Genomic DNA, 20,364 nt, shown 5'->3' on the forward strand with positions numbered 1-20,364 from the left:
GGGGGCCGCCGCGCCGGGCGCCCAGCCGCGGCCGCAGGGCCAGGCCGGGCCGTCGGGCCGGGGGAGCGGGGGCGCGCCCGGCGGCGGGGAAGGCCGCGGGGACGGGGAGGGCGACAGGTGAGCGGCGGCGGCACGGTCGCCGGAGCCGACGGGCTGCCGCGCTGCCCCTGGGGCGTGTCCACCGAGGACTACGTCGCGTACCACGACACCGAGTGGGGCCGCCCGGTGCGCGGCGACGACGCGCTGTTCGAGCGGCTCAGCCTTGAGGCGTTCCAGTCCGGGCTCTCCTGGATCACCATCCTGCGCAGGCGCGAGACCTTCCGCGCCGCCTTCGCCGGCTTCCGGATCGCCGAGGTCGCGCGCTTCACCGGGAAGGACAGGGAGCGGCTGCTCGCCGACCCCGGCATCATCCGCAACCGCGCCAAGGTCGACGCCACCCTGGCCAACGCACGGTCCCTCGCCGGCTGGGCGCCGGGCGAGCTGACCGACCTCGTCTGGTCGTACGCGCCCGACCCCGCGACCCGCCCGCTGCCGCGCACCACGGCCGACGTCCCGGCCGTCACCGACGAGTCGAAGGCCCTGTCGAAGGAGCTCAAGAGGCGCGGCATCCGCTTCGTGGGACCCACCACCGCCTATGCGCTGATGCAGGCGTGCGGCCTGGTCAACGACCACCTGGCGGGGTGCGCCTTCGCCGGCGCGGGCGTGCGGGCCTGAGCCCGCGCGCCCGGCGGCCGCGGGCGCCTCAGCGGCCCAGGTACTCCGGCCTCCGCTTCGCCAGGAAGGCGTCCACCGCGATGGCATGGTCCTCGGACGAGCCCGCCCGCGTCTGGAGCTCGTCCTCCTTGCTCAGCGCCTCGTCGAGCGAGCGGTCGCTGCCGAAGGCGAGCGCCTCCTTGATCCCGGCGTACGCCACGGTCGGGCCCGCGGCCAGCGTCCGCGCCACGGCCAGCGCCTCCCTCGCCAGGTCGGCCGCGGGCACGACCCGGTGCACCATGCCGAGCTCGTACGCCTCGTCGGCCTTCACCGTGCGCGGGAACAGCAGCAGGTCGGCCGCGCGGCCCCGGCCGATGACGCGCGGCAGCGTCCAGGAGAGGCCCGAGTCGGCGCTGAGCGCGACCCCGGCGAAGGACGTGTTGAAGCTGGCGGTGTCCGCCACCACCCGGTAGTCGGCGGCGAGCGCGAAGCCCATGCCCGCGCCGGCCGCCACCCCGTTCACGCCGGCCACCACGGGCTTGCGCATGGTCGTGAGGGTGTGCGCGATCGGGTTGTAGTGCTCGCGCACCGTGCTCATGGTGCCGGTGGTCCCCTTGGCCCGGTTCTCGGCCAGCAGCGCGGTGTGCTCCTTGAGGTCCTGGCCCACGCAGAAGGCGCGGTCGCCCGCCGCGGTCAGCAGGACGGCCCGCACGGCGGTGTCGTCCGCAGCTTCCCGCAGGGCCTCGCGCAGCGCCACCTTGGTCGCGACGTCGAGCGCGTTCATCGCCTCGGGCCGGTTGAGAGTGATTGTCGCGAGGGCGTCGCCCACCTCGTACAGCACGGTGTCCGCCATGATCGGGGTCCCTTCGGGCTCGTCTTCACAGGTGCGCGCACCAGCATGACGGACGCCCGGGGCGCCGGGGCGGGCGAGGGCGGCGCAGTATCGCAGGCGGAACGCCGAAATGGACGGGTTTGTGTGAGCGCGTTGCGCAAGCGATGCCGTCCGATGTTGGTCATCGGGTCGTGGGATGCGGGATAATGCGCAGGAAGCAATGTGTTCGATGCCGGTGACACAGCGCCTGCCATGGGGCCGCCGGCTGCGACGAGCTGGTTTCAGGAAGGGGAACGAGCATGGCGGCCATGAAGCCGCGGACGGGTGACGGCCCGCTCGAGGTGACCAAGGAGGGGCGGGGCATCGTCATGCGTGTTCCGCTCGAAGGCGGCGGTCGGCTCGTGGTCGAGCTCACGCCGGACGAGGCGGACGCCCTCGGCGACGCACTGAAGAAGGTCGTCGGCTGAGCGGGAGGCTCGACGCCCCCTTGTCCGGAGGCCCTTGCCCGAGGGCGGTCGGCGGGAGGTTCCCCGGGGAGACCCCAGGAAGGCCCAGGAGGCCGTTCGGGTCCTTCACCCGCTGATCGCCCTCAGGCCTCCGAACGACCCGAAGTCACCGTCGCTGCCCCGGTACGGACGACCACCATCCGTGCCGGGGCAGTGTGCTGTTTTCCCCCGCCCGCCCAGCTGTTTTTCCCCGCCCGCCCAGCTGTTTTCCCCCGCTCGCACCCACCTGCTTCCCCACGCTCGCACCCGCCTGCTTCCCCCGCCCGCCCACTTGCCTTCCCCCGCCCGCACCCACGCGCGCTTCCCTCACCCGCGTCCACGCGCGCTTCCCCCGCACCCGTGCACACGCGTTCCCCCCCCGCCCGCACGAGGCCGCGGGCTCCCCTCACGCGGCCGACGAGGGCCCCCTGCGCACCGCGCACAGCAGCCCGTCGCCCACCGGGAGCAGCGAGGAGACCAGCCCGTCGCTCTCCCGCACGGCCCGCAGCAGCTCCCGCAGTCTGAGCACCTCGGTGGGCTGCACGCCCGAGTCGACCGTACGGCCGCCCGCGAAGGCCCCCTCGAAGCACACGAGCCCGCCGGGACGCAGCAGACGCAACGATTCGTCCAGGTAGTCGAGGCTCTCCAGCCGGTCGCCGTCGCAGAACACGATGTCGTAGCCGCCGTCCGCGAGGCGCGGCAGCACGTCGAGCGCGTGCCCGGGGATGAAGCGGGCCCGGTTGCCGGTGAAGCCCGCGGCCCTGAACGCCTGCCGGGCGAACTGCTGGCACTCGGGATCGGCGTCCACGGTGGTCAGCACACCGTCGGGGCGCATGCCCCGCAGCAGGTGGATGCCGGAGACACCGGTGCCGGTGCCGATCTCGGCGACGGCCTTCGCGTCCACCGTGGCGGCGAGCAGGCACAGCGCTGCGCCGGTGCCTGGTGACACCGGGCGGAGTCCACTCTCCCTGGCCCGCTCGCGGGCCCAGCGAAGTGCCTCGTCCTCGGCGACAAAGGCGTCGGCGAACGCCCAGCTCGTCTGCCGGTTGGCGGTAATGACCCTCTCCTTGTCCCCCGGTGTCGGCGCAACCGTGACTGTAGCCGCTGGGCCCGGGAACCCGCTGATGGGACCGGACGTTAAGGGGGAGTAAGCGCGAAGCGGAGGGAACGGCCGCCGCGCGTGACGAGGGAACGGCCGCCGCGCGTGACGTCGGAGGGCCCCGATCGGGGCCGCTCCCAAATTCGCGTAAAGATTCTTATCCGGAGCTAACGGGCGAGGTGGCTATGGTAGGGGCTCTACTGGAGACCACCAGAGCTGACAGGGGAGGTGCGGCCGCGACTGCGGACCTTCGGGGAGCGCTCCGGCGCTTCCTCGGGCCGGCAGGTGAGCCGAAATCCGTGACCGACACTGCTGACCGTTCCCGCTCCACCGACTCCGCGGTCACCGCGACCTTCGCATCGGATGCGGAGTCGCCGGCGTGGACGCCTCCCACCTGGGAGGAGATCGTCAGCACGCACAGCGGACGCGTCTACCGCCTGGCCTACCGCCTCACGGGCAACCAGCACGACGCGGAGGACCTGACCCAGGAGGTCTTCGTCCGCGTCTTCCGCTCGCTGTCGACGTACACGCCAGGCACCTTCGAGGGCTGGCTGCACCGCATCACCACCAACCTCTTCCTCGACATGGTCCGCCGCAAGCAGCGCATCCGCTTCGACGCCCTCGGCGACGACGCGGCCGAGCGCCTCGCGAGCCGCGAGCCCTCCCCGCAGCAGGCGTTCCACGACACCCACTTCGACGCGGACGTGCAGCAGGCGCTCGACACGCTCGCGCCGGAGTTCCGCGCCGCCGTCGTGCTCTGCGACATCGAGGGCCTTTCGTACGAGGAGATCGCCGCCACGCTCGGCGTGAAGCTCGGCACGGTCCGCAGCAGGATCCACCGCGGCCGCTCCCACCTGCGCAAGGCCCTCAAGCACCGTTCCCCCGAGGCACGTGCCGAGCAGCGCCCGTTCGTGGGCGTCGCCGGTGTCAGTGTGGCCGGGGAGGGTGGGACGGCGTGAGTGCGAGCCAGACCCCCGCGGAACACCATCTGGGGGACCGGCTCGCCGCCCTGGTGGACGGTGAGCTGGACCACGACGAGCGCGAGCGCGTCCTCGCGCACCTCGCGACGTGCGCCCGCTGCAAGGCCGAGGCGGACTGTCAGCGTCGGCTGAAGAACGTCTTCGCCGAGGTGGCGCCGCCGCCGCCGTCCGCGGGGTTCCTCGCCCGGCTGCAGAGCCTGCCCGCGGGCCGGCCGCAGCCGCCGGACGGCGACGGCGGACCGGGCGCGCCGGGCCACGAGCCGTTCGGGCACGGAGTGTTCGACGCGCAGGACCCGCGCGGCCCGCTGGCCGACACGATGGACGCCTTCGCGTTCGCCGGGGCGCACGGCGCCTCGGTGTTCCCCGTCCACCGGGCGGGGCAGCAGGAGCGCTCGGCGCGCCGCGGCAGGCGCTTCGCGTTCGCCGCGGCCGGCGCGGTCTCGCTGGCCGCCGTGGCGCTCGGCGGCACACTGCCCCTCGGCTCGTCCGTGTCCGCCCCCGCGAGGAACAACGTCGTACCGCTGCGCGCGGTGGGCACCTCCGCGACCGCGGAGACCGGCCGGAGGAACGGCACATCCGGCGGCGGCCTGCTGCCGCAGTCGGGGGCGCCCGCGAGGACCGTGGCCGCGCCGGGCACGCTCCAGGCGCGCAACCTCCCGGATCCGTCGGCGCGGCCCGCGCTCTCCGCGCTCTCCGGGGCTGGGCTCTCCGGGGGGCCGGCGCGCTCCGGCTTCTCGGCCCTGGTGGCGCACGAGCCGTCCGCGCTGACGCTCTGGGCGTTCACGGCGCCGTCGTCCGCCTCCTCGCCCTTCCCGGCCGCCGGGTTCGGCGCGCCCGCCTTCCCCGCCTCCGCGGTCAACAGCGGCCCTGCCGCCCCCAGCCTGCCCGCCACGGACCCGGCGCGCGGCGCCGCGGCGCGTCCGGAACTCCTCGCGGGCCCAGGCCCGTTGTCCGGGACGCGCTGACCGCGCGCGCCCCGGGACCTGGTTGAATCCTCAGCCTGGGCGCCCGCAGGGGGCGCCCGCCGGCGCGTACGGGGATGCGGGAGAGTGCATGGACGGCGGGGACGACGGGAAGACCACCAGGCCCGGAGTGTCGTGGTGGAGCCGTCCCGCCACCCCGCGCCCCGCCCCGCCCGGTGCCCGTAGACCGTCCCGCCCCGCGCCGGGGCCCGCGGCGGACGCGATACCCGTCCCCGACCCCGCGATACCCGGCGCCCCTGTGGGGGCCCCGCTGCACGACCCGGATCCGTACAGCACACCGCCCTACGGCGATCCCGGGCCCTGGGCGCCCGCGCCCCCGGTCCGCCACCCCGCCGCGCCCGCGGGGGCGTGGCAGGACGCCCCGGCCGGGCACGGCCCGTTCGCGGGCGTGCCGCCGCACGGGACGGCGGCTCCCGGCCCGCGCTTCGCCCCCTATCCGGCGCCCGGCGTGCGGCCCGCGGCCGACCCGTGGTCGGCCGTGGCGCCGGGCGGCGCGACCTGGCAGCGGCTCGACCCCTGGGGCGCGCCGGGCGAGGAACCGTACGCGGCGGACGGCGACGACGGGTACCCCGCGTACCCCGAGCGACCGCGCCGTCGCCGCGGTCTCGCGGCCGCCCTGGTGTTCGCGCTGGTCACCGGCGTGGTCGGGGGAGGCGTCGGCGCGTATCTCGAACAGCGCGCGGCGCTCGGGCCCACCACGCTGCCGCAGGAGGCGAAGAACGACGCGGGCCGCGCGCCCGACAGCGTCGCGGGCATAGCGGCGAGCACCCTGCCGGGCGTCGTCACCCTCCATGTGCGCGGCGCCGACGAGGCGGGCACCGGTACCGGGTTCGTCCTCGACCGCCAGGGCCACATCCTGACGAACAACCACGTCGTCGCCCTCGCGGGCAGCGGCGGCGAGATATCGGTCACGTTCAGCAGCGGGCGGACCGCCGAGGCGAAGGTCGTCGGCAAGGACGGGGGATACGACCTCGCCGTCGTGCGGGTGACGGGCGTCACCGGGCTCGCGCCGCTGCCGCTCGGCAACTCCGACAACGTCCGCGTGGGCGACCCGGTGGTGGCGATCGGGGCGCCCTTCGACCTGTCGAACACCGTCACCTCCGGCATCATCAGCGCCAAGGACCGGCCCATCACGGCGGGCGGCGAGGACGGCACGGGAAGCGACGTCAGCTATGTGGACGCGCTCCAGACCGACGCCCCGATCAACCCCGGCAACTCCGGCGGGCCGCTCGTGGACGCGCACGCCCGCGTCATCGGCATCAACAGCGCGATCCGCGCGGCCGGCAGCGGAAGCACCGGCGAAGGCGGGCAGGCAGGATCCATCGGCCTCGGCTTCGCCATCCCGGTCAACCAGGCCAAACGGGTCGCGGAGGAACTCATCGGCACCGGCAGGGCCACCCACCCGGTGATAGGCGTCACGCTCGACACCGGCTACACCGGCGACGGCGCCAGGGTCGCGGCGAAGGCGGCGGACGGCGGGCCCGCCGTGACCGCGGGCGGCCCGGCCGCCAGGTCCGGGATCAGGGCGGGCGACGTCATCACCGCGGTGGACGGCGATCCGGTGCACAGCGGCGAGGAACTGATCGTGCGGATCCGCGCGCACCGGCCGGGCGACCGCCTGACGCTCACCGTTCGCCGGGGCGGCACCGAGCGTACGGCCGCGCTGACGCTCGGCTCCGCCGGAGGGACGTGAAGGGCCGGGGGAGGTACCGCGGCGACAGGGGTGCGGGTACCGTGTAACGGCCCGGACCTTGACCCGACCGCGGACCAGGACGGACCTCAGACCGTCCCACCGGCACGGAGAGCACAAGGAGCTGCTAGGTGTTCAACGACATCGGTCCCCTGGAGATCCTCGCCCTCGTGGTCCTCGCCGTGATCGTCTTCGGTCCCGAGAAGCTGCCGAAGGTCATCCAGGACACCGCCCGGTTCATCCGCAAGGTCCGTGAGTTCTCCGACAACGCGAAGCAGGACATCAGGAACGAGCTGGGGCCCGAGTTCAAGGACTTCGACTTCGAGGACCTCAACCCGAAGACGTTCGTCCGCAAGCAGCTCCTGGAGAACGACGACTTCAAGGAGATCCGCGGCAGCCTCGACCTGCGCAAGGAGATCGCTGACGTCGCCGACCTGAAGAAGGACTTCGGCGAGGTGACCGACCTCAAGAAGGAGATGGCCGAGGTCGCGGACACCGTCCACGGCCGCGACACGGCCGCCGCGACGCCGCTCGCCTCCGCGAACGGCTCAGGCGCCGCCTCCACCACCCCCGACCTGCTCAAAAAGCGCCCCGAGTCGAAGGGCGACGGCCACCCGCCGTTCGACGCGGACGCCACCTGAGCACCGCCTGTCCCGCCCCCCGGCGGCGGGATGGCTATCCTCCATCTGTCCGGCAGGTGTGAGTCCCCGGACCCCGTGCAGATCGAGGAGGCGGCCGGACCGATGGAGACGACCAGTCAGGCGGCGACCGACGAGGTGTCCGACCGGGCCGAGAAGCCCGGCAAACAGAGCCCGCTCGAACCGTCGAGACCCGTCGACGGCTTTCTGCGGGCCACCTTCCCCTGGTACGGGCTCGACGCCGCGTACACCGGGCCGCGCAGCCTGATGCAGGCGGTCGCGGCGGCCGACGGCACGGTGCAGCACGGCGCCGTACGCCACGGCTCGGAGCCGCAGATCAGGCCGGAGGCGGCGGTGGCGCCCGAGGGCGCGGAGGACGGCGAGGACAAGCAGCGCTTCGTCGTGGTCATCACGGTCGCCGCGAACCCCGCGCGGACCAGCGGTGACGGCACGGGCAGGCTCGACGCCACCACGGCGTCCTCGGCGGCGTGGCTCGCCGGTTCCGGGCTGCTGTCCTGCACCTGGCCGGGACAGCTCGACCACACCCTGCGCGACGACTGGCTGAACCAGCAGACGGAGACCGCGTTCGACCTCGCGGACGACCTGGAGAGCCCCGAGTGGTCGACGCTCTCCCTGCCCGTGGACGGCGTCCCCACCCCCTTCCGCTACCGCGAGTCCGTGTACGGCTGGGTGCTCGCGGGCTCCGCGGAAGGCGTCCACCTGGGGGCGTACGGGCGGGGGATGAGCGCGTACGGCCTCGGCTTCGCCCGGATCGAGGACCTCAGGGCGTACGAGGGCTGACCTCCGCGCTCCCGCGCCGGCGACCCGGTCGCCGGCGCGGGGCGGCCCGGAGCGCCGGGCCGCCCCGGGCGGCGCGTCAGAACTTGTTGCGCGGGGTGATCCCGAGTGACAGCCCGGAGAGGCCGCGCTTGCGCTCGCCGAGGCGCTCCGCGACACCGCGCAGCGCGGCCCCCGCGGGCGAGTCCGGGTCGGTCAGGACCACAGGACGGCCCTCGTCGCCGCCCTCCCGCAGCCGCACGTCGATCGGGATCGCACCGAGCACCGGCACCTCGGCGCCCGTCGTGCGGGTCAGGCCCTCGGCGACGAGCTTGCCGCCGCCCGTGCCGAACACGTCGAGCATCTCGCCGCAGTGCGGGCACGGCAGGCCCGCCATGTTCTCCACGACGCCCACGATCTTCTGGTGGGTCTGCACCGCGATGGAGCCCGCCCGCTCCGCGACCTCGGCCGCGGCCTGCTGAGGCGTCGTCACCACGAGGATCTCCGCGTTCGGCACGAGCTGCGCCACGGAGATCGCGATGTCACCCGTGCCGGGCGGCAGGTCGAGCAGCAGCACGTCCAGGTCGCCCCAGTACACGTCGGCGAGGAACTGCTGGAGCGCCCGGTGCAGCATCGGGCCGCGCCACACCACCGGCGCGTTGCCCGGGGTGAACATCCCGATCGAGATGACCTTCACGCCGTTCGCGGACGGCGGCATGATCATGTTCTCGACCTGGGTGGGGCGCCCGTCGGCGCCGAGCATCCGCGGCACGCTGTGCCCGTAGATGTCCGCATCGACGACACCGACCTTGAGGCCGTCGGCCGCCATCGCCGCCGCCAGGTTCACCGTCACCGACGACTTGCCGACGCCGCCCTTGCCCGAGGCCACCGCGTACACCCGGGTCAGCGAGCCCGGCTGGGCGAACGGCACCTCCCGCTCGGTCTGGCCGCCGCGCAGCGACGACGCGAGCTCGCGCCGCTGCTCGTCGCTCATCACGTCGAGCGCCACGGACACGGACGTCACGCCGGCGACCCGCGAGACCGCCTCGGTGACATTGCGGGTGATGGTGTCGCGCAGCGGACAGCCCGAGACCGTCAGGTACACCGTCACGGCCACCGCGCCGTCGTCCGCGATCTCCACCGATTTGACCATGCCGAGCTCCGTGATCGGCCGGTGGATCTCGGGGTCGTTCACCGTCGAGAGCGCCTCGCGCACCGCGTCTTCCGCGGGGACGGTGGTTCCGTACGTGTCGGTAGCCATAACCCAGATGGTACGGCGCCGCGCGGCCCGCCCGGAAAGCGCGGAGCCCCCGCGAGACGGGTGTCACGCCGGGCCCGCGGGACCGCGTGCGGGGCCTCAGCCGTCGCGCCCCGCGCCGTCCTGCGCGGCCCCGGCCTGGCCGCCGCGCTCGTCGCCCCCGCGGTGGCCGTCGCGGCGCTCGTCGAGGTCCCGCACCAGGTCCTCCAGCTCCGACCTGATCCAGTCGCGCGTGGCGACCTCGCCGAGCCCCATCCGCAGGGCCGCGATCTCCCGCGTCAGGTACTCCGTGTCCGCGATGGACCGCTCGTTCTGCTTGCGCTCACGCTCCCGGGTGACCCGGTCGCGGTCGTCCTGCCTGTTCTGCGCCAGCAGGATCAGCGGCGCCGCGTACGACGCCTGGAGCGACAGCGCCAGCGTCAGGAAGATGAACGGGTACTCGTCGAACCGCAGGCCCTTCGGCGCCGCGACGTTCCACACCACCCAGATGATGATGATCATCGTCATCCAGACGATGAACCGGCCCGTGCCGAGGAACCGCGCCACCCGTTCCGACAGCCGCCCGAACGCCTCGGGGTCCCACTCGGGCACCAGCCTGCGCCGCTGCTCGCGCGGCTGGTCGAGGCGCTCGCGCGAGCGCCTGCCGTCGTCGAGGCGGCACCCCGCGCGGGGGCCGGCGCGCCGCCGTCCGCGGCCGTCCCCGCCGCCGTCGCGGCGCACCGCCGTCGCCCCGTGCGGGCGCGGTCCCGCGCCCGAGCCGTCGCGGCGCTGGTCACTCGTCACGGGCCGGTGCCTCCTCCATGCCGTGGAAGCCGGTCTCCCGCCAGTCGTCGGGCAGCAGATGGTCCAGCACGTCGTCCACGGTCACCGCCCCGAGCAGCGCCCCGCTCGCGTCCACCACCGCGGCCGACACCATGTTGTACGCGGCGAGGTGGCTGGTGACCGCGGGCAGCGGGGTGCCGGGCGACAGCGGCGGCAGATCGCTGTCGACCACCGCGCCGACCATCGTGAACGGCGGCTCGCGCAGCAGCCGCTGGAAGTGCACCGTGCCCAGGTACTTGCCCGTGGGGGTGTCCTCGGGCGGCCGGCACACGTAGACCTGCGCGGCCAGCGCGGGCGACAGGTCGCGCACCCGCACCCGGGCGAGCGCGTCCGCGACCGTCGCGTCGGGCCGCAGCACGATCGGCTCCGTCGTCATCAGACCGCCCGCGGTGCGCTCCTCGTACGACATGAGCCGGCGCACGTCCGCGGCGTCGTGCGGCTGCATCAGTTCCAGCAGCCGCTCCTTGTCGTCCTCGGGCAGTTCGGAGAGCAGGTCGGCCGCGTCGTCCGGGTCCATCGCCTCCAGCACGTCCGCGGCCCGCTCGTCCTCCAGCTTCCCGAGGATCTCCACCTGGTCGTCGTCCGGCAGCTCCTCCAGCACGTCCGCGAGCCGGTCGTCGTCGAGCGCGGCGGCGACCTCGGCGCGGCGTTTCGCCGTCAGGTTGTGCATGACGTTGGCGAGTTCGACCGGGCGCAGGGTCTCGAACGTCGCGACGAGGTTCTCCGCGCCCTGCCCCTCCTCCTCCAGCGAGAAGCCCGTCACGTCCGACCAGTCGACCGTGAAGGCGTCCTTGCGGCGCCGCAGCGCCCCGGAGCGTCCGCCCCGCCGCACGAAGACCTTCGCCACCTCGAACTCGCGGCGCGCGGGCAGCTGCTGCACCGCCACGTCGAGGACGGTCACCTCCGAGCCGTCCTCCACCAGCCGCACCCGCCGGTCGAGCAACTCGCCGAAGACCAGACGCTCCGTGGCCCGCTGCTCGAACCTGCGCACGTTCAGCACGCCCGTCGTGATGATCTGTCCCGAGGCGATGTCGGTGACCCGCGTCATCGGCAGGAAGATCCGGCGCCTGCTCGCCACCTCGACGACCAGCCCCACCAGGCGGGGCGGCCTGCTGCCGACCCTGAGCATGGCGACCAGGTCGCGCAGCCGCCCCACCGGGTCACCCTGGGGGTCGAACACGGGCACGCCCGACAGGTGGGACACGAAGATCACCGGGGCGCCTCCCGCCATGTCGCGCGCCTCCTCGATCACATCGCTTCGGACGTGATCAGGCTAGCCCCACGGCGGCCCGCGTGCTGCGGCGGACGCGGGTACGCTGCGGTCTGCCGCGGCCCCGGTCGTGTGCGCCGACCCCCCTCGGCCCGCCCGCGACCCGCGCAGCCACCGGTCCGCGCCCGTCCCGAACGAGAGGTTTCGCGTGTCCCTGCCCCCTTCCCGGCCCTCCTCCCGGCTCCGCTCCGGCCGTGCCCCCGCCGCCGTCGCGCTCTGCGCCGGCCTCGCGGTGGCGCTGTCCGGCTGCGCGGACCCCGATGAGGGGACCAACGGCGTGGGCAGACTCGAAGCGGGCGCGATCGAGCAGAAGGCGCGCGCCGCGGTGGGCGCCGCCACGGCGGTACGGGTCACCGGCGCGCTCGTCACCCAGGGGCAGACCTACCGGCTCGACATGCGCCTCAAGAAGGACGGCGGCGAGGGGTCCGTCACGGCACGCTCCACCACGTTCGCGCTGCTGCGGGTGGGTGACGCGCTGTTCCTGAAGGGCTCGGAGGACTTCTGGGGCCAGGCGGCGGGCGCCAGCCCGAGCCCCGGAGCCTCGGCCGGTTCCGCCGGCGCGGCCGGTTCCGCGGGTTCTGCCGGTGCGGCCGGCTCTGCCGGGTCGGGCGCGGATGTCGCGGGCAAGCTCGGCGGCAAGTACGTCAAGGTCCCCTCGGGCGACCCCGTGTACAAGCAGCTGCGGGGCTTCACCGACCTCGGCGCGCTGCTCGACGGCCTGATCACGCTCGACGGCGAGCCCGTGAAGGGCGAGCGGCCGACCGTGCACGGCGTGGAGACCATCGAGATCACCGGCGGCGAGGACGCCGAGGGCGGCCGTCTCGACGTCTCCCTGCACGGCGCCCCCTACCCCGTGCGCCTCGAACGGGCGGGCGGCGCGGGCACGTTGACGCTCGCCGACTGGGGCAAGGACTTCCCGCTGAAGGCCCCGGCCGAGGACGAGACGGTCGACTACGGCAGCGCGATTCCCCGCACCTGACGGCGCGGAACGCGCCCCGGGCGTCAGCCCCTGCGGCGGCGCAGCCCGAGCGCCGGGGGCAGGGGGCCCCTGGTCGTCGCCGGGCTCGGCGCGGGGCGTGAGGCCGCCGACGCGTCCGGCAGGTCCGTGGTGGCGGCGCACGGCGTCAGGCGCAGGACGCGGCACTCGCGCGCCCAGCGCTCCGGCACGGCCTCCGCGTCCGGCGCGTTCAGCCGCTTGCCCTTGAGCTCGCCGACCGCGCTCTCCCACTCGGCGGAGCCCGGCGGGCACTCCGCGACGCGCGCGGTCCAGGACACCAGCCGGCCGCGCTTGTCCTTGCTCGGCACGGTCACCTCGGCCCGCGCCCCCGCCGCGAGCCCCTCGGGCAGCGGCTGCTCACCCGGCCCGCCGCCGACCACCCAGGCGGCGCCGTCCAGCCACACGTGCCACAGCGGGCGGGCCCTCCCGGTGCCCCGCACCCAGACGAGGCCCGACTTCCTGGTGGCCTCCTCGACCAGGGCGCGGAGCGCGGGGGACTGTGCGTACTCCGTCATGGCGGCAGCCTACGCGGCGCGCGGGCGCCCCCTACAGCCAGCCGTTCTTCTTCAGCGTCCGGTGGATGGCCAGGCAGATCGCCGCGATCGCGCCGAGGACCAGCGGATAGCCGTACTTCCAGTGCAGCTCGGGCATGTACTGGAAGTTCATGCCGTAGACGCCGCAGACCGCCGTCGGCACGGCGATGATCGCCGCCCAGGAGGTGATCTTGCGCATGTCCTCGTTCTGCGCGACGGTCGCCTGCGCGAGGTTGGCCTGGAGGATGGAGTTGAGCAGTTCGTCGAAGCCGACGACCTGTTCGTGCACGCGGACCAGGTGGTCCGCCACGTCGCGGAAGTACTTCTGGATCGCCGGCTCGACCAGCCGCATCGGCCGCTCGCTCAGCATCTGCATCGGGCGCAGCAGCGGCGCGACCGCGCGCTTGAACTCCAGCACCTCGCGCTTGAGCTGGTAGATGCGCTGGGCGTCCTGGCCGCCCTTCTGGCCCTTCGCGGGCTCGGAGAAGACGTCGATCTCGACCTCGTCGATGTCGTCCTGCACCGAGTCGGCGACCGCCAGGTAGCCGTCGACGACATGGTCGGCGATGGCGTGCAGCACGGCGGAGGGTCCGTGCGCCAGGTGCTCGGGGTCGTCCTCCAGGCGGTGCCTGAGGTTGCGCAGCGAGCCCTTCGCGCCGTGCCGGACCGTGATGACGAAGTCCCGGCCGGTGAAGCACATCACCTCGCCGGTCTCCACGACCTCGCTGTTCTCGGTCAGCCTGTCGTGGTCGACGTAGTGGATGGTCTTGAAGACGGTGAAGAGGGTGTCGTCGTACGGCTCCAGTTTGGGCCGCTGGTGGGCGTGGACGGCGTCCTCGACGGCCAGCGGGTGGAGGCCGAACTCGGCGGCGATCCCGGCGAACTCCTCCTCCGTGGGCTCGTAGAGGCCGATCCAGGCGAAGCCGCCGTCGGCGCGCACCTGGAGCATCGCCTCGTGCGGGGTGCGGCAGGTCTCAAAGGGCACGCGGCGGCCGTCGCGGTAGACGCCGCAGTCCACCACGGCGGTGGAGACGGAGGTGTCGCGGGCCGCGTCGTACGCGGATTCGTACGGGCGGTAGCCGCGGGCGTTCTTGCGGAACGACGGGCGGACGGCCGCACGCAGGTCACGGATCATCGACATGGCAGGCTCCTTCACGACAGAGACCGTCAGGCGAGGCGTGGCGCAGCCGGGAATGAGGACGTGGCTCCGACGGAACTCCTACGTCCGCAAAGCGGGCGGCACCGGGGGTCGCGAGGACGGTGTGCGCTACCGACAGGTGAAAAACACAAGCTGGGATGACGTGTGCTCATCCGCCGGACGGAAAGCCAGGGAGCGATTGGCCGGGACGAGGCCGGAACGGACCGCGATACGCGGACCTGCGCGGTGCCCGGTCAAAGGGACGAGGCTCAGCTCACAACGCTGTGAAGCCGTACGGAGAGCGGTTGGTACTGGCCGGGTGACTTCGATCCACCGCAGCCCCACCTCCTCCGGTCGGTCCCCCGTAGGGGATGGTCGGTCCCCCTGCGGGGGATGCCGTGGGCGTGTCGGGGCTGGAGAGCAAGGCTTCTGCCTGCTGCCCCGACCGGCGCCCCAGCTTAACAGCTGGCACCGGCCCAATCTTGCGTGATGCCCCTTCCTTACGCGATCTATGCTCGCCGGGTGGCAGAAATTCTCCCGCTCGTCGAGTCCCACCTGCGCGCGGCGCTCGGCGCACCGGACGCACGGGCCGCCGTCACCTTCCTCGGCGCCGACCGGATCGAAGTGCTCCGCTTCGTTGACGCGGCGGGCGGACTCGTCCGCTACGCGACGCTCGGCATGTCGGCAGCGCCCATGGGCGACGCGGCCTCGGCGGTTGTGGACCCGGTGCGCGGCCCGCGCGCGGAGTTGCTGCTCACGGTCCGCGCCGGGCTCGCGCGCACCGACGAGGTGCTGCGGCCCCTCGCGGTGCTCGCCGCTTCGCCGCAGGTCGAGGGCGTCGTGGTGGCGCCGGGCGCGTCGCTCGACGTGGGCGGGCCGCTGTGGCCAGGCGCGCCGTTCACCTCCGTACTGGTCGCCGAGGGCGGCGGCCTCGTCGAGGACCTGGAGCTCACGGAGCTGACGGCGTCCCCGGGAGTGCCGGGCGTGCCGGAGCTCACGGGCCCCGCCGGGGCCCCGGAGCGCGGGGACCCGGTGCGGTTCCTCCCGCTGCTGCCGATGACGCCCAACGAGGCGGCCTTCAAGCGCGCCAGAGGCGCACAGGAGCTCCAGGAGCGCTGGCTGTCGCACGGCACGGACCTGCGTGACCCACTGCGCGGGGCCGTACCCCTTGACTGAGGGAGCAGGGCCCTCCCCGCAGTCGCGTGATCGCCTTGACGCGGCGTCGGCCGGAGAGGACTGTTGGCCGATATGAGGGGCGAACCCAGCTGCCCGAGGTGCGGTGGACGCGTCAGGGCGCCCGGCCTCTTCGCCGACTCCTGGCACTGCGACGCGCACGGCACGGTGCACCCGCTGCAACCCGTCGTCCCCCCGGGCGTCGAGGCGCTCGCCGTCGTGGTCAACCGGGCCAGGGTCCCGGTCTGGATGCCCTGGCCGCTGCCGGTCGGCTGGCTGTTCACCGGTGTGTCGTACGCGGGTGACGACCGCAGCGGTGGTCGCGCCACCGCCGTCGCCTGCTCGGGCCCGGGGCCCCTCGGCGGCGTCGGCGAACTGCTGCTCGTCGCGGAGGAGCCGGGCGTGGGGCTCGGCGCCCGGTACGCAGGCGTCGACGGCCCCGACCCGGGCCCGCGCCTGCGGATGGACGAGCCCCCGCGCACGAAACTGCTCGCCGCGGGCCGCCCCACCCCCCTGTGGCTGGTGTCGGGCGCGCCCGACGACCGGGCCGTCTTCGCGGGCGAGGCCCTCGGCTCGTGGCTGTGGGCCGTGCTCTGGCCGCAGGAGTCAGGGCTGCTGATGTACGACGAGATCGTCCTCACCGACCTGCGCGACGCCGGCGCCGAGGTCGACCTGCTCCCCTGCGGCGCGCTCTCGCCCCGCCTGCTGTCCTAGGCTGTGTCTTCGTCTTCCTGAGTGCCCTCCACACGTCGTGACAGGCCCTGCGCACGCGGGCCCTCCGTGACGTCGTGACAGGCCCTGCGCACGCGGGCCCTCCGTGCGTGGGGGAGCGCGGCGCGGGGGCGGAGGGCGGGCCGTTACGCTGGACGGGTCGCCGCCATGCCCAGCCGTACCGCAGACCCAGGAGCCCGTCCGTGCGCATCGACCTGCACACCCACTCCTCGGCGTCCGACGGCACCGACACCCCCGCCGAGCTGGTGCGCAACGCCGCGGCCCGCGGTCTCGACGTCGTCGCGCTCACCGACCACGACACCACCCGAGGGCACGCGGAGGCGCTCGCCGCGCTGCCCGCCCAGCTCACCCTGGTGACCGGCGCCGAGCTGTCCTGCCGCGTCGACGGCGTCAGCATGCACCTGCTCGCCTACCTCTTCGACCCCGACGAGCCCGCGCTGTTCGCCGAGCGCGAGCTGGTGCGCGACGACCGCGTGCCGCGCGCCAAGGCGATGGTCCGCAAGCTCCAGGACCTCGGCGTCCCCGTCACCTGGGAGCAGGTCGCGAGGATCGCGGGCGAGGCCTCCGTGGGCCGGCCCCACGTCGCCTCCGCGCTGGTCGAGCTGGGCGTCGTGCCCACCGTCTCGGACGCCTTCACCGAGGACTGGCTCGCCGACGGCGGGCGGGCGTACGCGGAGAAGCACGAGACGGACCCGTTCGAGGCGGTGCGCCTGGTGCACGGCGCGGGGGGCGTCGCCGTCTTCGCCCACCCCGCCGCAGCGAAGCGGGGCAGGACCGTGCCGGAGGAGACCATCGCGCGGCTCGCCGAGGCCGGCCTCGACGGCATCGAGGTCGACCACGCCGACCACGACATGCCCGCAAGGCAGCGGCTGCGCGGCCTCGCCGCCGACCTCGGCCTCCTCGTCACGGGGTCGAGCGACTACCACGGCAGCCGCAAGGACATCGCGCTCGGCGCCCACACCACGGACCCCGAGGTCTACGCGGAGATCGTGCGGCGCGCCACCGGCGCCTTCCCCGTCCCCGGCACGGGCGGTCCCGCCACCGCCTAGCGCCCGCGCCCGGCCCGCACCCCGGCCCCGACCCGGTCACCACCGGATTCCACGGCCTACCCGGCCGCGCGCCGCGCCCGTACGCACCACACCACCCGCCCAGGTCCCGTCAGCCGCCCGCGCGCGGCCGGGGCCCGCCCGTGTGTGTCCCACGTCCCCGGTCCACCCCTACGCAAGGCCCGCCATGTTCGACTTCGCCGTGTTCGGCTCCCTCTTCCTGACCCTGTTCGTGATCATGGACCCGCCGGGGATCACCCCGATCTTTCTGGCCCTGACCTCGGGCCGTACCGCCAAGACGCAGCGCTCCATGGCCTGGCAGGCGGTCGTCGTCGCGTTCTGCGTCATCGCCGTCTTCGGCGTGCTCGGCCGGCAGATCCTCGACTACCTGCACATCACCGTGCCCGCCCTGATGATCTCCGGCGGGCTGCTGCTGCTCCTGATCGCGCTCGACCTGCTCACCGGCAAGAGCGAGGAGCCCAAGCAGACCAAGGACGTCAACGCGGCGCTCGTGCCTCTCGGCATGCCGCTGCTCGCGGGGCCCGGCGCCATCGTCTCGGTGATCCTCGCCGTCCAGCACGCGCACAGCCCCGCCGCGCGGGTCTCCGTGTGGGCGGCGATCGCGGCCATGCACGTGGTCCTCTGGCTGGTGCTGCGGTACTCGCTGCTGATCATCCGGGTCATCAAGGACGGCGGCGTCGTGCTGGTGACCAGGCTCGCGGGCATGATGCTCTCCGCCATCGCCGTGCAGCAGATCATCAACGGCGTCACCCAGGTCGTGCGGGGCGGGTGAGGGGCCGGTCCGCACGGGGGACGCGCCCCGTTTGTGAGATCCCCTCATGCGAAACCGCGCCCTCCGGGTGGTGGAGGGCGCGGTCGCGTGTCACATCCCGAACCGTATGATTCCGTGAGAACAATTCTTTTGGATCATGCCAGGTGCGGGGGTCGGCGGAGAGTAGTTATGAAGCCGGCGTCTCGGCCGGCCGGATGTAGATGCGCTGGCCCATTTCGGCGGCCTGCTGCACGATCCGGTTGACGGAGGCTGCGTCAACGACGGTGCTGTCCACGGCGGTGCCGTTGACGTCGTCGAGTCGCGTGATCTCGAAGCGCACAGGCTTCTCCCTTCGTCTGATCCTCCTGCTGGAGAACTGTTGATGACAGCGAAAGTGTCGATCGATACACCGGGATCAACGGCTTGCGCTGTGCAAACATTCCCTACGCTAACGAAAAACTTCGAATTGCTAACTACTGGCGGGTACGGTGCGGCCCGCGACCCCCACGGAGAATGAGCCGGGTATGAGCGAGCCACGCGAGCCGGCGGCACAGACCGCCCCGGAGCAGGCACCCGAGGGGCCGGGCCCCGTGCCGGACGGCGCCTTCGCCGCCGACCTCGACCGGCACCTCACGCGCACCAACGAGCTGCTGAACCGCATGCTCGCCGAGGTCGCGAAGACGCCCTCCACCCACGCCATCTTCGTCGACGCCGGTTACGTCTACGCTTCGGCGGGGTTGCTGGTCGCGGGCACCGAGGACCGGCGCTCCTTCGACCTCGACGCCGAGGGCCTCATCGAGGCGTTCATCGACAAGGCGCGGGTGATCTTCGCGGACAGCAGGCTGCTCCGCGTGTACTGGTACGACGGCGCGCGGCGCCGCATCCACACGCCCGAGCAGCAGGCCATCGCGGAACTGCCCGACGTCAAGGTCCGCCTCGGCAACCTCAACGCCAACAACCAGCAGAAGGGCGTCGACTCGCTGATCCGCTCGGACCTCGAATCGCTCGCCCGCCACCGCGCCATCAGCGACGCCGCGCTCGTCGGCGGCGACGAGGACCTCGTCTCCGCGGTGGAGGCGGCGCAGGGGTACGGCGCGCGCGTGCACCTGTGGGGCATCGAGGCCGCGGACGGCCGCAACCAGGCGGAGCCGCTGCTGTGGGAGGTCGACAGCCAGCGCACCTTCGACCTCGACTTCTGCAAGCCGTTCGTCACGCGCAGGCCCGTCACCACCTGGGAGCACGACGCGGAGCCGCCGCCCAGCCGCGACGAGGTGCGCTTCATCGGCGCGCAGATCGCCGCGACCTGGCTGGTCGAGCGGGGGCGCGAGGCGCTCGCCGACCTGCTGCCCGGCCACCCCTACCTGCCGGGCGCCGTCGACCAGGACCTCTTGATCGAGGCGGAGCGGCTGCTCGGCCGCTCCCTGCGCGGCCACGCCATGCTGCGCCGCGCGCTGCGCGACGGCTTCTGGCAGCACCTCCAGTCCCAGTACTGACGCACCCGCGGGTAGGGGCGGCCCGCCCGTCCCGCTACCGGTGCGCGTCCCAGAAGGCGAGCAGCGCCGCCGCGGTCTCGGCCGGGCGGTCCGTGTTGGGGGAGTGGTTGGCGCCCGCCACGGCCGTACGGCGTGCGCCGAGGCGGCACGCCATGTCGTCGAGGAGCTCGGGCGGCCACACCCCGTCCTCGACGCCGGAGACCACATGCACCGGCAGGCCCGTGGCGGCCAGCTCCGCCACCCGGTCGGGCTCGGAGGCCAGCTGCCCGGCCGCCGCGACCAGCTGCGCGGGGTCCGTCGCGAGCCAGCGCCTGCGCAGGTCCCCGGCGCCGGTGGGGACCGCGGGGCCGCCGGCCTCGGCGCCGGGTGTCGCGGGGGCCACGGGGACTTCTTCAAGAGGCTCCATCCGTCGCATGGCCTCCCACACCTCCTCCATGCTCATCACCGCGAGGGCGTCGATCAGCAGCTTGGCCCGTGCCTTCTCGCCCTGCGAGATCGCCGCGGGCCCCGACGACATCATCGTGAACGTGCGGAAGCTCCCCGGGCCGGCGATCGCGGCGGCCCGGCCGACCTGCCCGCCGAAGGAGTGGCCGAGCAGGTGCACCGGCGCGCCGAGGGCCTCGGCCTGCGCCAGCACGTCCGCGGCCAGCTCCGTGCGCGCGTAGCCGTCGGGCGAGGCGGGCGGCGCCGACTCGTACTGCCCGCGGCCGTCGACCGCCACCACGCGGTAGCCGCCCGCGGCGACCGGTTCGAGCAGGGCGTTGAAGTCCTCCTTGCTGCCGGTGAAGCCGGGCAGCATCAGGACCGTGCCGCGCGGCTGCCCCTCGGGCTCCGCCTCGATCGCCGCGAAGCCACCGCGCGAGGTGGCGAGCGTGCGGGCACGGGCGACGGCGGGCGGCACGAAGCTGTCTGGGCGACTCATGGCCACGAGGCTAGCCGGGGCGTGCGCGGGC

General features: G+C 73.9%; 22 protein-coding genes. 13 read left to right on the forward strand and 9 right to left on the reverse strand.

The window, feature by feature from the left end; translation table 11 throughout:
* Window positions 1-117: 117 nt before the first annotated feature.
* Complete coding sequence (locus ABEA77_RS20965) at window positions 118-714, forward strand: DNA-3-methyladenine glycosylase I (RefSeq protein WP_345649772.1); 597 nt, start codon at window positions 118-120, stop codon at window positions 712-714.
* Window positions 715-742: 28 nt separating this feature from the next.
* Here the strand turns inward: ABEA77_RS20965 and chcB are convergent, their stop codons facing one another.
* Entirely contained in the window at window positions 743-1,546 is an 804-nt protein-coding gene (gene chcB, locus ABEA77_RS20970) for a 2-cyclohexenylcarbonyl CoA isomerase (RefSeq protein WP_345649775.1), read from the reverse strand.
* A gap of 278 nt (window positions 1,547-1,824) precedes the next feature.
* Between chcB and ABEA77_RS20975 the strand changes: the two genes are divergently transcribed.
* Window positions 1,825-1,992: a DUF3117 domain-containing protein gene (locus ABEA77_RS20975; RefSeq protein WP_003966491.1), complete on the forward strand. Its 168-nt coding sequence runs from the start codon at window positions 1,825-1,827 to the stop codon at window positions 1,990-1,992.
* Window positions 1,993-2,416: 424 nt separating this feature from the next.
* Here the strand turns inward: ABEA77_RS20975 and ABEA77_RS20980 are convergent, their stop codons facing one another.
* Window positions 2,417-3,136 (reverse strand): O-methyltransferase, encoded by a 720-nt coding sequence (locus ABEA77_RS20980; protein WP_425588346.1) that lies wholly within the window; start codon window positions 3,134-3,136, stop codon window positions 2,417-2,419.
* 158 nt (window positions 3,137-3,294) lie between these two features.
* Between ABEA77_RS20980 and sigE the strand changes: the two genes are divergently transcribed.
* From sigE to ABEA77_RS21005, 5 genes are all read left to right on the forward strand, one after another.
* A complete protein-coding gene (sigE, locus tag ABEA77_RS20985; RefSeq protein WP_345649777.1) occupies window positions 3,295-4,068 on the forward strand; it encodes an RNA polymerase sigma factor SigE in 774 nt (257 codons plus the stop codon).
* On the forward strand, window positions 4,065-5,054 hold the full coding sequence (locus tag ABEA77_RS20990) for an anti-sigma factor family protein (protein WP_345649780.1): 990 nt from the start codon (window positions 4,065-4,067) through the stop codon (window positions 5,052-5,054). The genes sigE and ABEA77_RS20990 overlap by 4 nt, the downstream gene beginning before the upstream one ends.
* Window positions 5,055-5,142: 88 nt before the next feature.
* Entirely contained in the window at window positions 5,143-6,765 is a 1,623-nt protein-coding gene (locus tag ABEA77_RS20995) for a trypsin-like peptidase domain-containing protein (protein ID WP_345649783.1), read from the forward strand.
* Between the two features lie 128 nt (window positions 6,766-6,893).
* A complete protein-coding gene (locus ABEA77_RS21000; protein WP_345649785.1) occupies window positions 6,894-7,403 on the forward strand; it encodes a sec-independent translocase in 510 nt (169 codons plus the stop codon).
* A gap of 102 nt (window positions 7,404-7,505) precedes the next feature.
* The gene (locus tag ABEA77_RS21005; RefSeq protein ID WP_345649787.1) at window positions 7,506-8,201 is read left to right on the forward strand and encodes a hypothetical protein; all 696 of its coding nucleotides are present in this window, start codon (window positions 7,506-7,508) and stop codon (window positions 8,199-8,201) included.
* Window positions 8,202-8,277: 76 nt separating this feature from the next.
* Here the strand turns inward: ABEA77_RS21005 and ABEA77_RS21010 are convergent, their stop codons facing one another.
* The 3 genes from ABEA77_RS21010 to ABEA77_RS21020 form a co-directional block, all read right to left on the reverse strand.
* Window positions 8,278-9,438 carry an Mrp/NBP35 family ATP-binding protein gene (locus tag ABEA77_RS21010; RefSeq protein WP_345649790.1) on the reverse strand — a complete coding sequence of 387 codons (1,161 nt, stop codon included), beginning with the start codon at window positions 9,436-9,438 and terminating at the stop codon, window positions 8,278-8,280.
* 96 nt (window positions 9,439-9,534) lie between these two features.
* Entirely contained in the window at window positions 9,535-10,155 is a 621-nt protein-coding gene (locus ABEA77_RS21015) for a DUF1003 domain-containing protein (protein ID WP_425588347.1), read from the reverse strand.
* A gap of 52 nt (window positions 10,156-10,207) precedes the next feature.
* Window positions 10,208-11,488, reverse strand: coding sequence for a magnesium transporter MgtE N-terminal domain-containing protein (locus tag ABEA77_RS21020; RefSeq protein ID WP_345649796.1), 1,281 nt, complete (start codon window positions 11,486-11,488; stop codon window positions 10,208-10,210).
* 193 nt (window positions 11,489-11,681) lie between these two features.
* On the opposite strand from ABEA77_RS21020, the gene ABEA77_RS21025 reads away from it, so the two are divergent.
* Window positions 11,682-12,506 (forward strand): hypothetical protein, encoded by an 825-nt coding sequence (locus ABEA77_RS21025; RefSeq protein WP_345649956.1) that lies wholly within the window; start codon window positions 11,682-11,684, stop codon window positions 12,504-12,506.
* 23 nt (window positions 12,507-12,529) lie between these two features.
* Here ABEA77_RS21025 and ABEA77_RS21030 read toward each other — a convergent pair whose 3' ends face one another.
* Both ABEA77_RS21030 and ABEA77_RS21035 read right to left on the reverse strand, forming a co-directional pair.
* Window positions 12,530-13,039, reverse strand: coding sequence for a hypothetical protein (locus ABEA77_RS21030; RefSeq protein WP_345649799.1), 510 nt, complete (start codon window positions 13,037-13,039; stop codon window positions 12,530-12,532).
* Between the two features lie 31 nt (window positions 13,040-13,070).
* Window positions 13,071-14,198 (reverse strand): magnesium and cobalt transport protein CorA, encoded by a 1,128-nt coding sequence (locus tag ABEA77_RS21035; RefSeq protein ID WP_345649802.1) that lies wholly within the window; start codon window positions 14,196-14,198, stop codon window positions 13,071-13,073.
* A gap of 519 nt (window positions 14,199-14,717) precedes the next feature.
* Between ABEA77_RS21035 and ABEA77_RS21040 the strand changes: the two genes are divergently transcribed.
* From ABEA77_RS21040 to ABEA77_RS21055, 4 genes are all read left to right on the forward strand, one after another.
* The gene (locus ABEA77_RS21040; protein WP_345649805.1) at window positions 14,718-15,371 is read left to right on the forward strand and encodes a suppressor of fused domain protein; all 654 of its coding nucleotides are present in this window, start codon (window positions 14,718-14,720) and stop codon (window positions 15,369-15,371) included.
* A gap of 72 nt (window positions 15,372-15,443) precedes the next feature.
* Window positions 15,444-16,082 carry a DUF6758 family protein gene (locus tag ABEA77_RS21045; RefSeq protein WP_345649806.1) on the forward strand — a complete coding sequence of 213 codons (639 nt, stop codon included), beginning with the start codon at window positions 15,444-15,446 and terminating at the stop codon, window positions 16,080-16,082.
* 200 nt (window positions 16,083-16,282) lie between these two features.
* Window positions 16,283-17,149, forward strand: coding sequence for a PHP domain-containing protein (locus ABEA77_RS21050; protein WP_345649809.1), 867 nt, complete (start codon window positions 16,283-16,285; stop codon window positions 17,147-17,149).
* A 184-nt stretch (window positions 17,150-17,333) separates the two neighbouring features.
* Window positions 17,334-17,939, forward strand: coding sequence for a MarC family protein (locus ABEA77_RS21055; protein WP_345649812.1), 606 nt, complete (start codon window positions 17,334-17,336; stop codon window positions 17,937-17,939).
* A 166-nt stretch (window positions 17,940-18,105) separates the two neighbouring features.
* On the opposite strand, the gene ABEA77_RS21060 is transcribed toward ABEA77_RS21055, so the two are convergent.
* Window positions 18,106-18,258, reverse strand: coding sequence for a hypothetical protein (locus ABEA77_RS21060; protein ID WP_345649814.1), 153 nt, complete (start codon window positions 18,256-18,258; stop codon window positions 18,106-18,108).
* A 319-nt stretch (window positions 18,259-18,577) separates the two neighbouring features.
* Between ABEA77_RS21060 and ABEA77_RS21065 the strand changes: the two genes are divergently transcribed.
* Entirely contained in the window at window positions 18,578-19,411 is an 834-nt protein-coding gene (locus ABEA77_RS21065) for an NYN domain-containing protein (protein ID WP_345649958.1), read from the forward strand.
* Between the two features lie 34 nt (window positions 19,412-19,445).
* On the opposite strand, the gene ABEA77_RS21070 is transcribed toward ABEA77_RS21065, so the two are convergent.
* Window positions 19,446-20,333, reverse strand: a complete 888-nt coding sequence (locus ABEA77_RS21070; protein ID WP_345649817.1) for an alpha/beta fold hydrolase — start codon at window positions 20,331-20,333, stop codon at window positions 19,446-19,448.
* Window positions 20,334-20,364: the final 31 nt, after the last annotated feature.

The sequence above is a fragment of the Streptomyces tremellae genome (genome assembly GCF_039540215.1).
Taxonomy (GTDB): Bacteria; Actinomycetota; Actinomycetes; order Streptomycetales; family Streptomycetaceae; genus Streptomyces; species Streptomyces tremellae.

Excerpts from the sequence above, each read along its gene's own strand:
- ABEA77_RS21045 (WP_345649806.1), top strand. The coding sequence starts at position 15,444 with ATGAGGGGCGAACCCAGCTGCCCGAGGTGCGGTGGACGCGTCAGGGCG.
- ABEA77_RS21010 (WP_345649790.1), bottom strand. The coding sequence starts at position 9,438 with ATGGCTACCGACACGTACGGAACCACCGTCCCCGCGGAAGACGCGGTG.
- ABEA77_RS21005 (WP_345649787.1), top strand. The coding sequence starts at position 7,506 with ATGGAGACGACCAGTCAGGCGGCGACCGACGAGGTGTCCGACCGGGCC.
- ABEA77_RS20975 (WP_003966491.1), top strand. The coding sequence starts at position 1,825 with ATGGCGGCCATGAAGCCGCGGACGGGTGACGGCCCGCTCGAGGTGACC.
- ABEA77_RS21030 (WP_345649799.1), bottom strand. The coding sequence starts at position 13,039 with ATGACGGAGTACGCACAGTCCCCCGCGCTCCGCGCCCTGGTCGAGGAG.
- ABEA77_RS21020 (WP_345649796.1), bottom strand. The coding sequence starts at position 11,488 with ATGGCGGGAGGCGCCCCGGTGATCTTCGTGTCCCACCTGTCGGGCGTG.
- ABEA77_RS21035 (WP_345649802.1), bottom strand. The coding sequence starts at position 14,198 with ATGTCGATGATCCGTGACCTGCGTGCGGCCGTCCGCCCGTCGTTCCGC.
- ABEA77_RS21065 (WP_345649958.1), top strand. The coding sequence starts at position 18,578 with ATGCTCGCCGAGGTCGCGAAGACGCCCTCCACCCACGCCATCTTCGTC.
- ABEA77_RS21055 (WP_345649812.1), top strand. The coding sequence starts at position 17,334 with ATGTTCGACTTCGCCGTGTTCGGCTCCCTCTTCCTGACCCTGTTCGTG.
- chcB (WP_345649775.1), bottom strand. The coding sequence starts at position 1,546 with ATGGCGGACACCGTGCTGTACGAGGTGGGCGACGCCCTCGCGACAATC.
- sigE (WP_345649777.1), top strand. The coding sequence starts at position 3,295 with ATGGTAGGGGCTCTACTGGAGACCACCAGAGCTGACAGGGGAGGTGCG.
- ABEA77_RS21070 (WP_345649817.1), bottom strand. The coding sequence starts at position 20,333 with ATGAGTCGCCCAGACAGCTTCGTGCCGCCCGCCGTCGCCCGTGCCCGC.
- ABEA77_RS20995 (WP_345649783.1), top strand. The coding sequence starts at position 5,143 with ATGGACGGCGGGGACGACGGGAAGACCACCAGGCCCGGAGTGTCGTGG.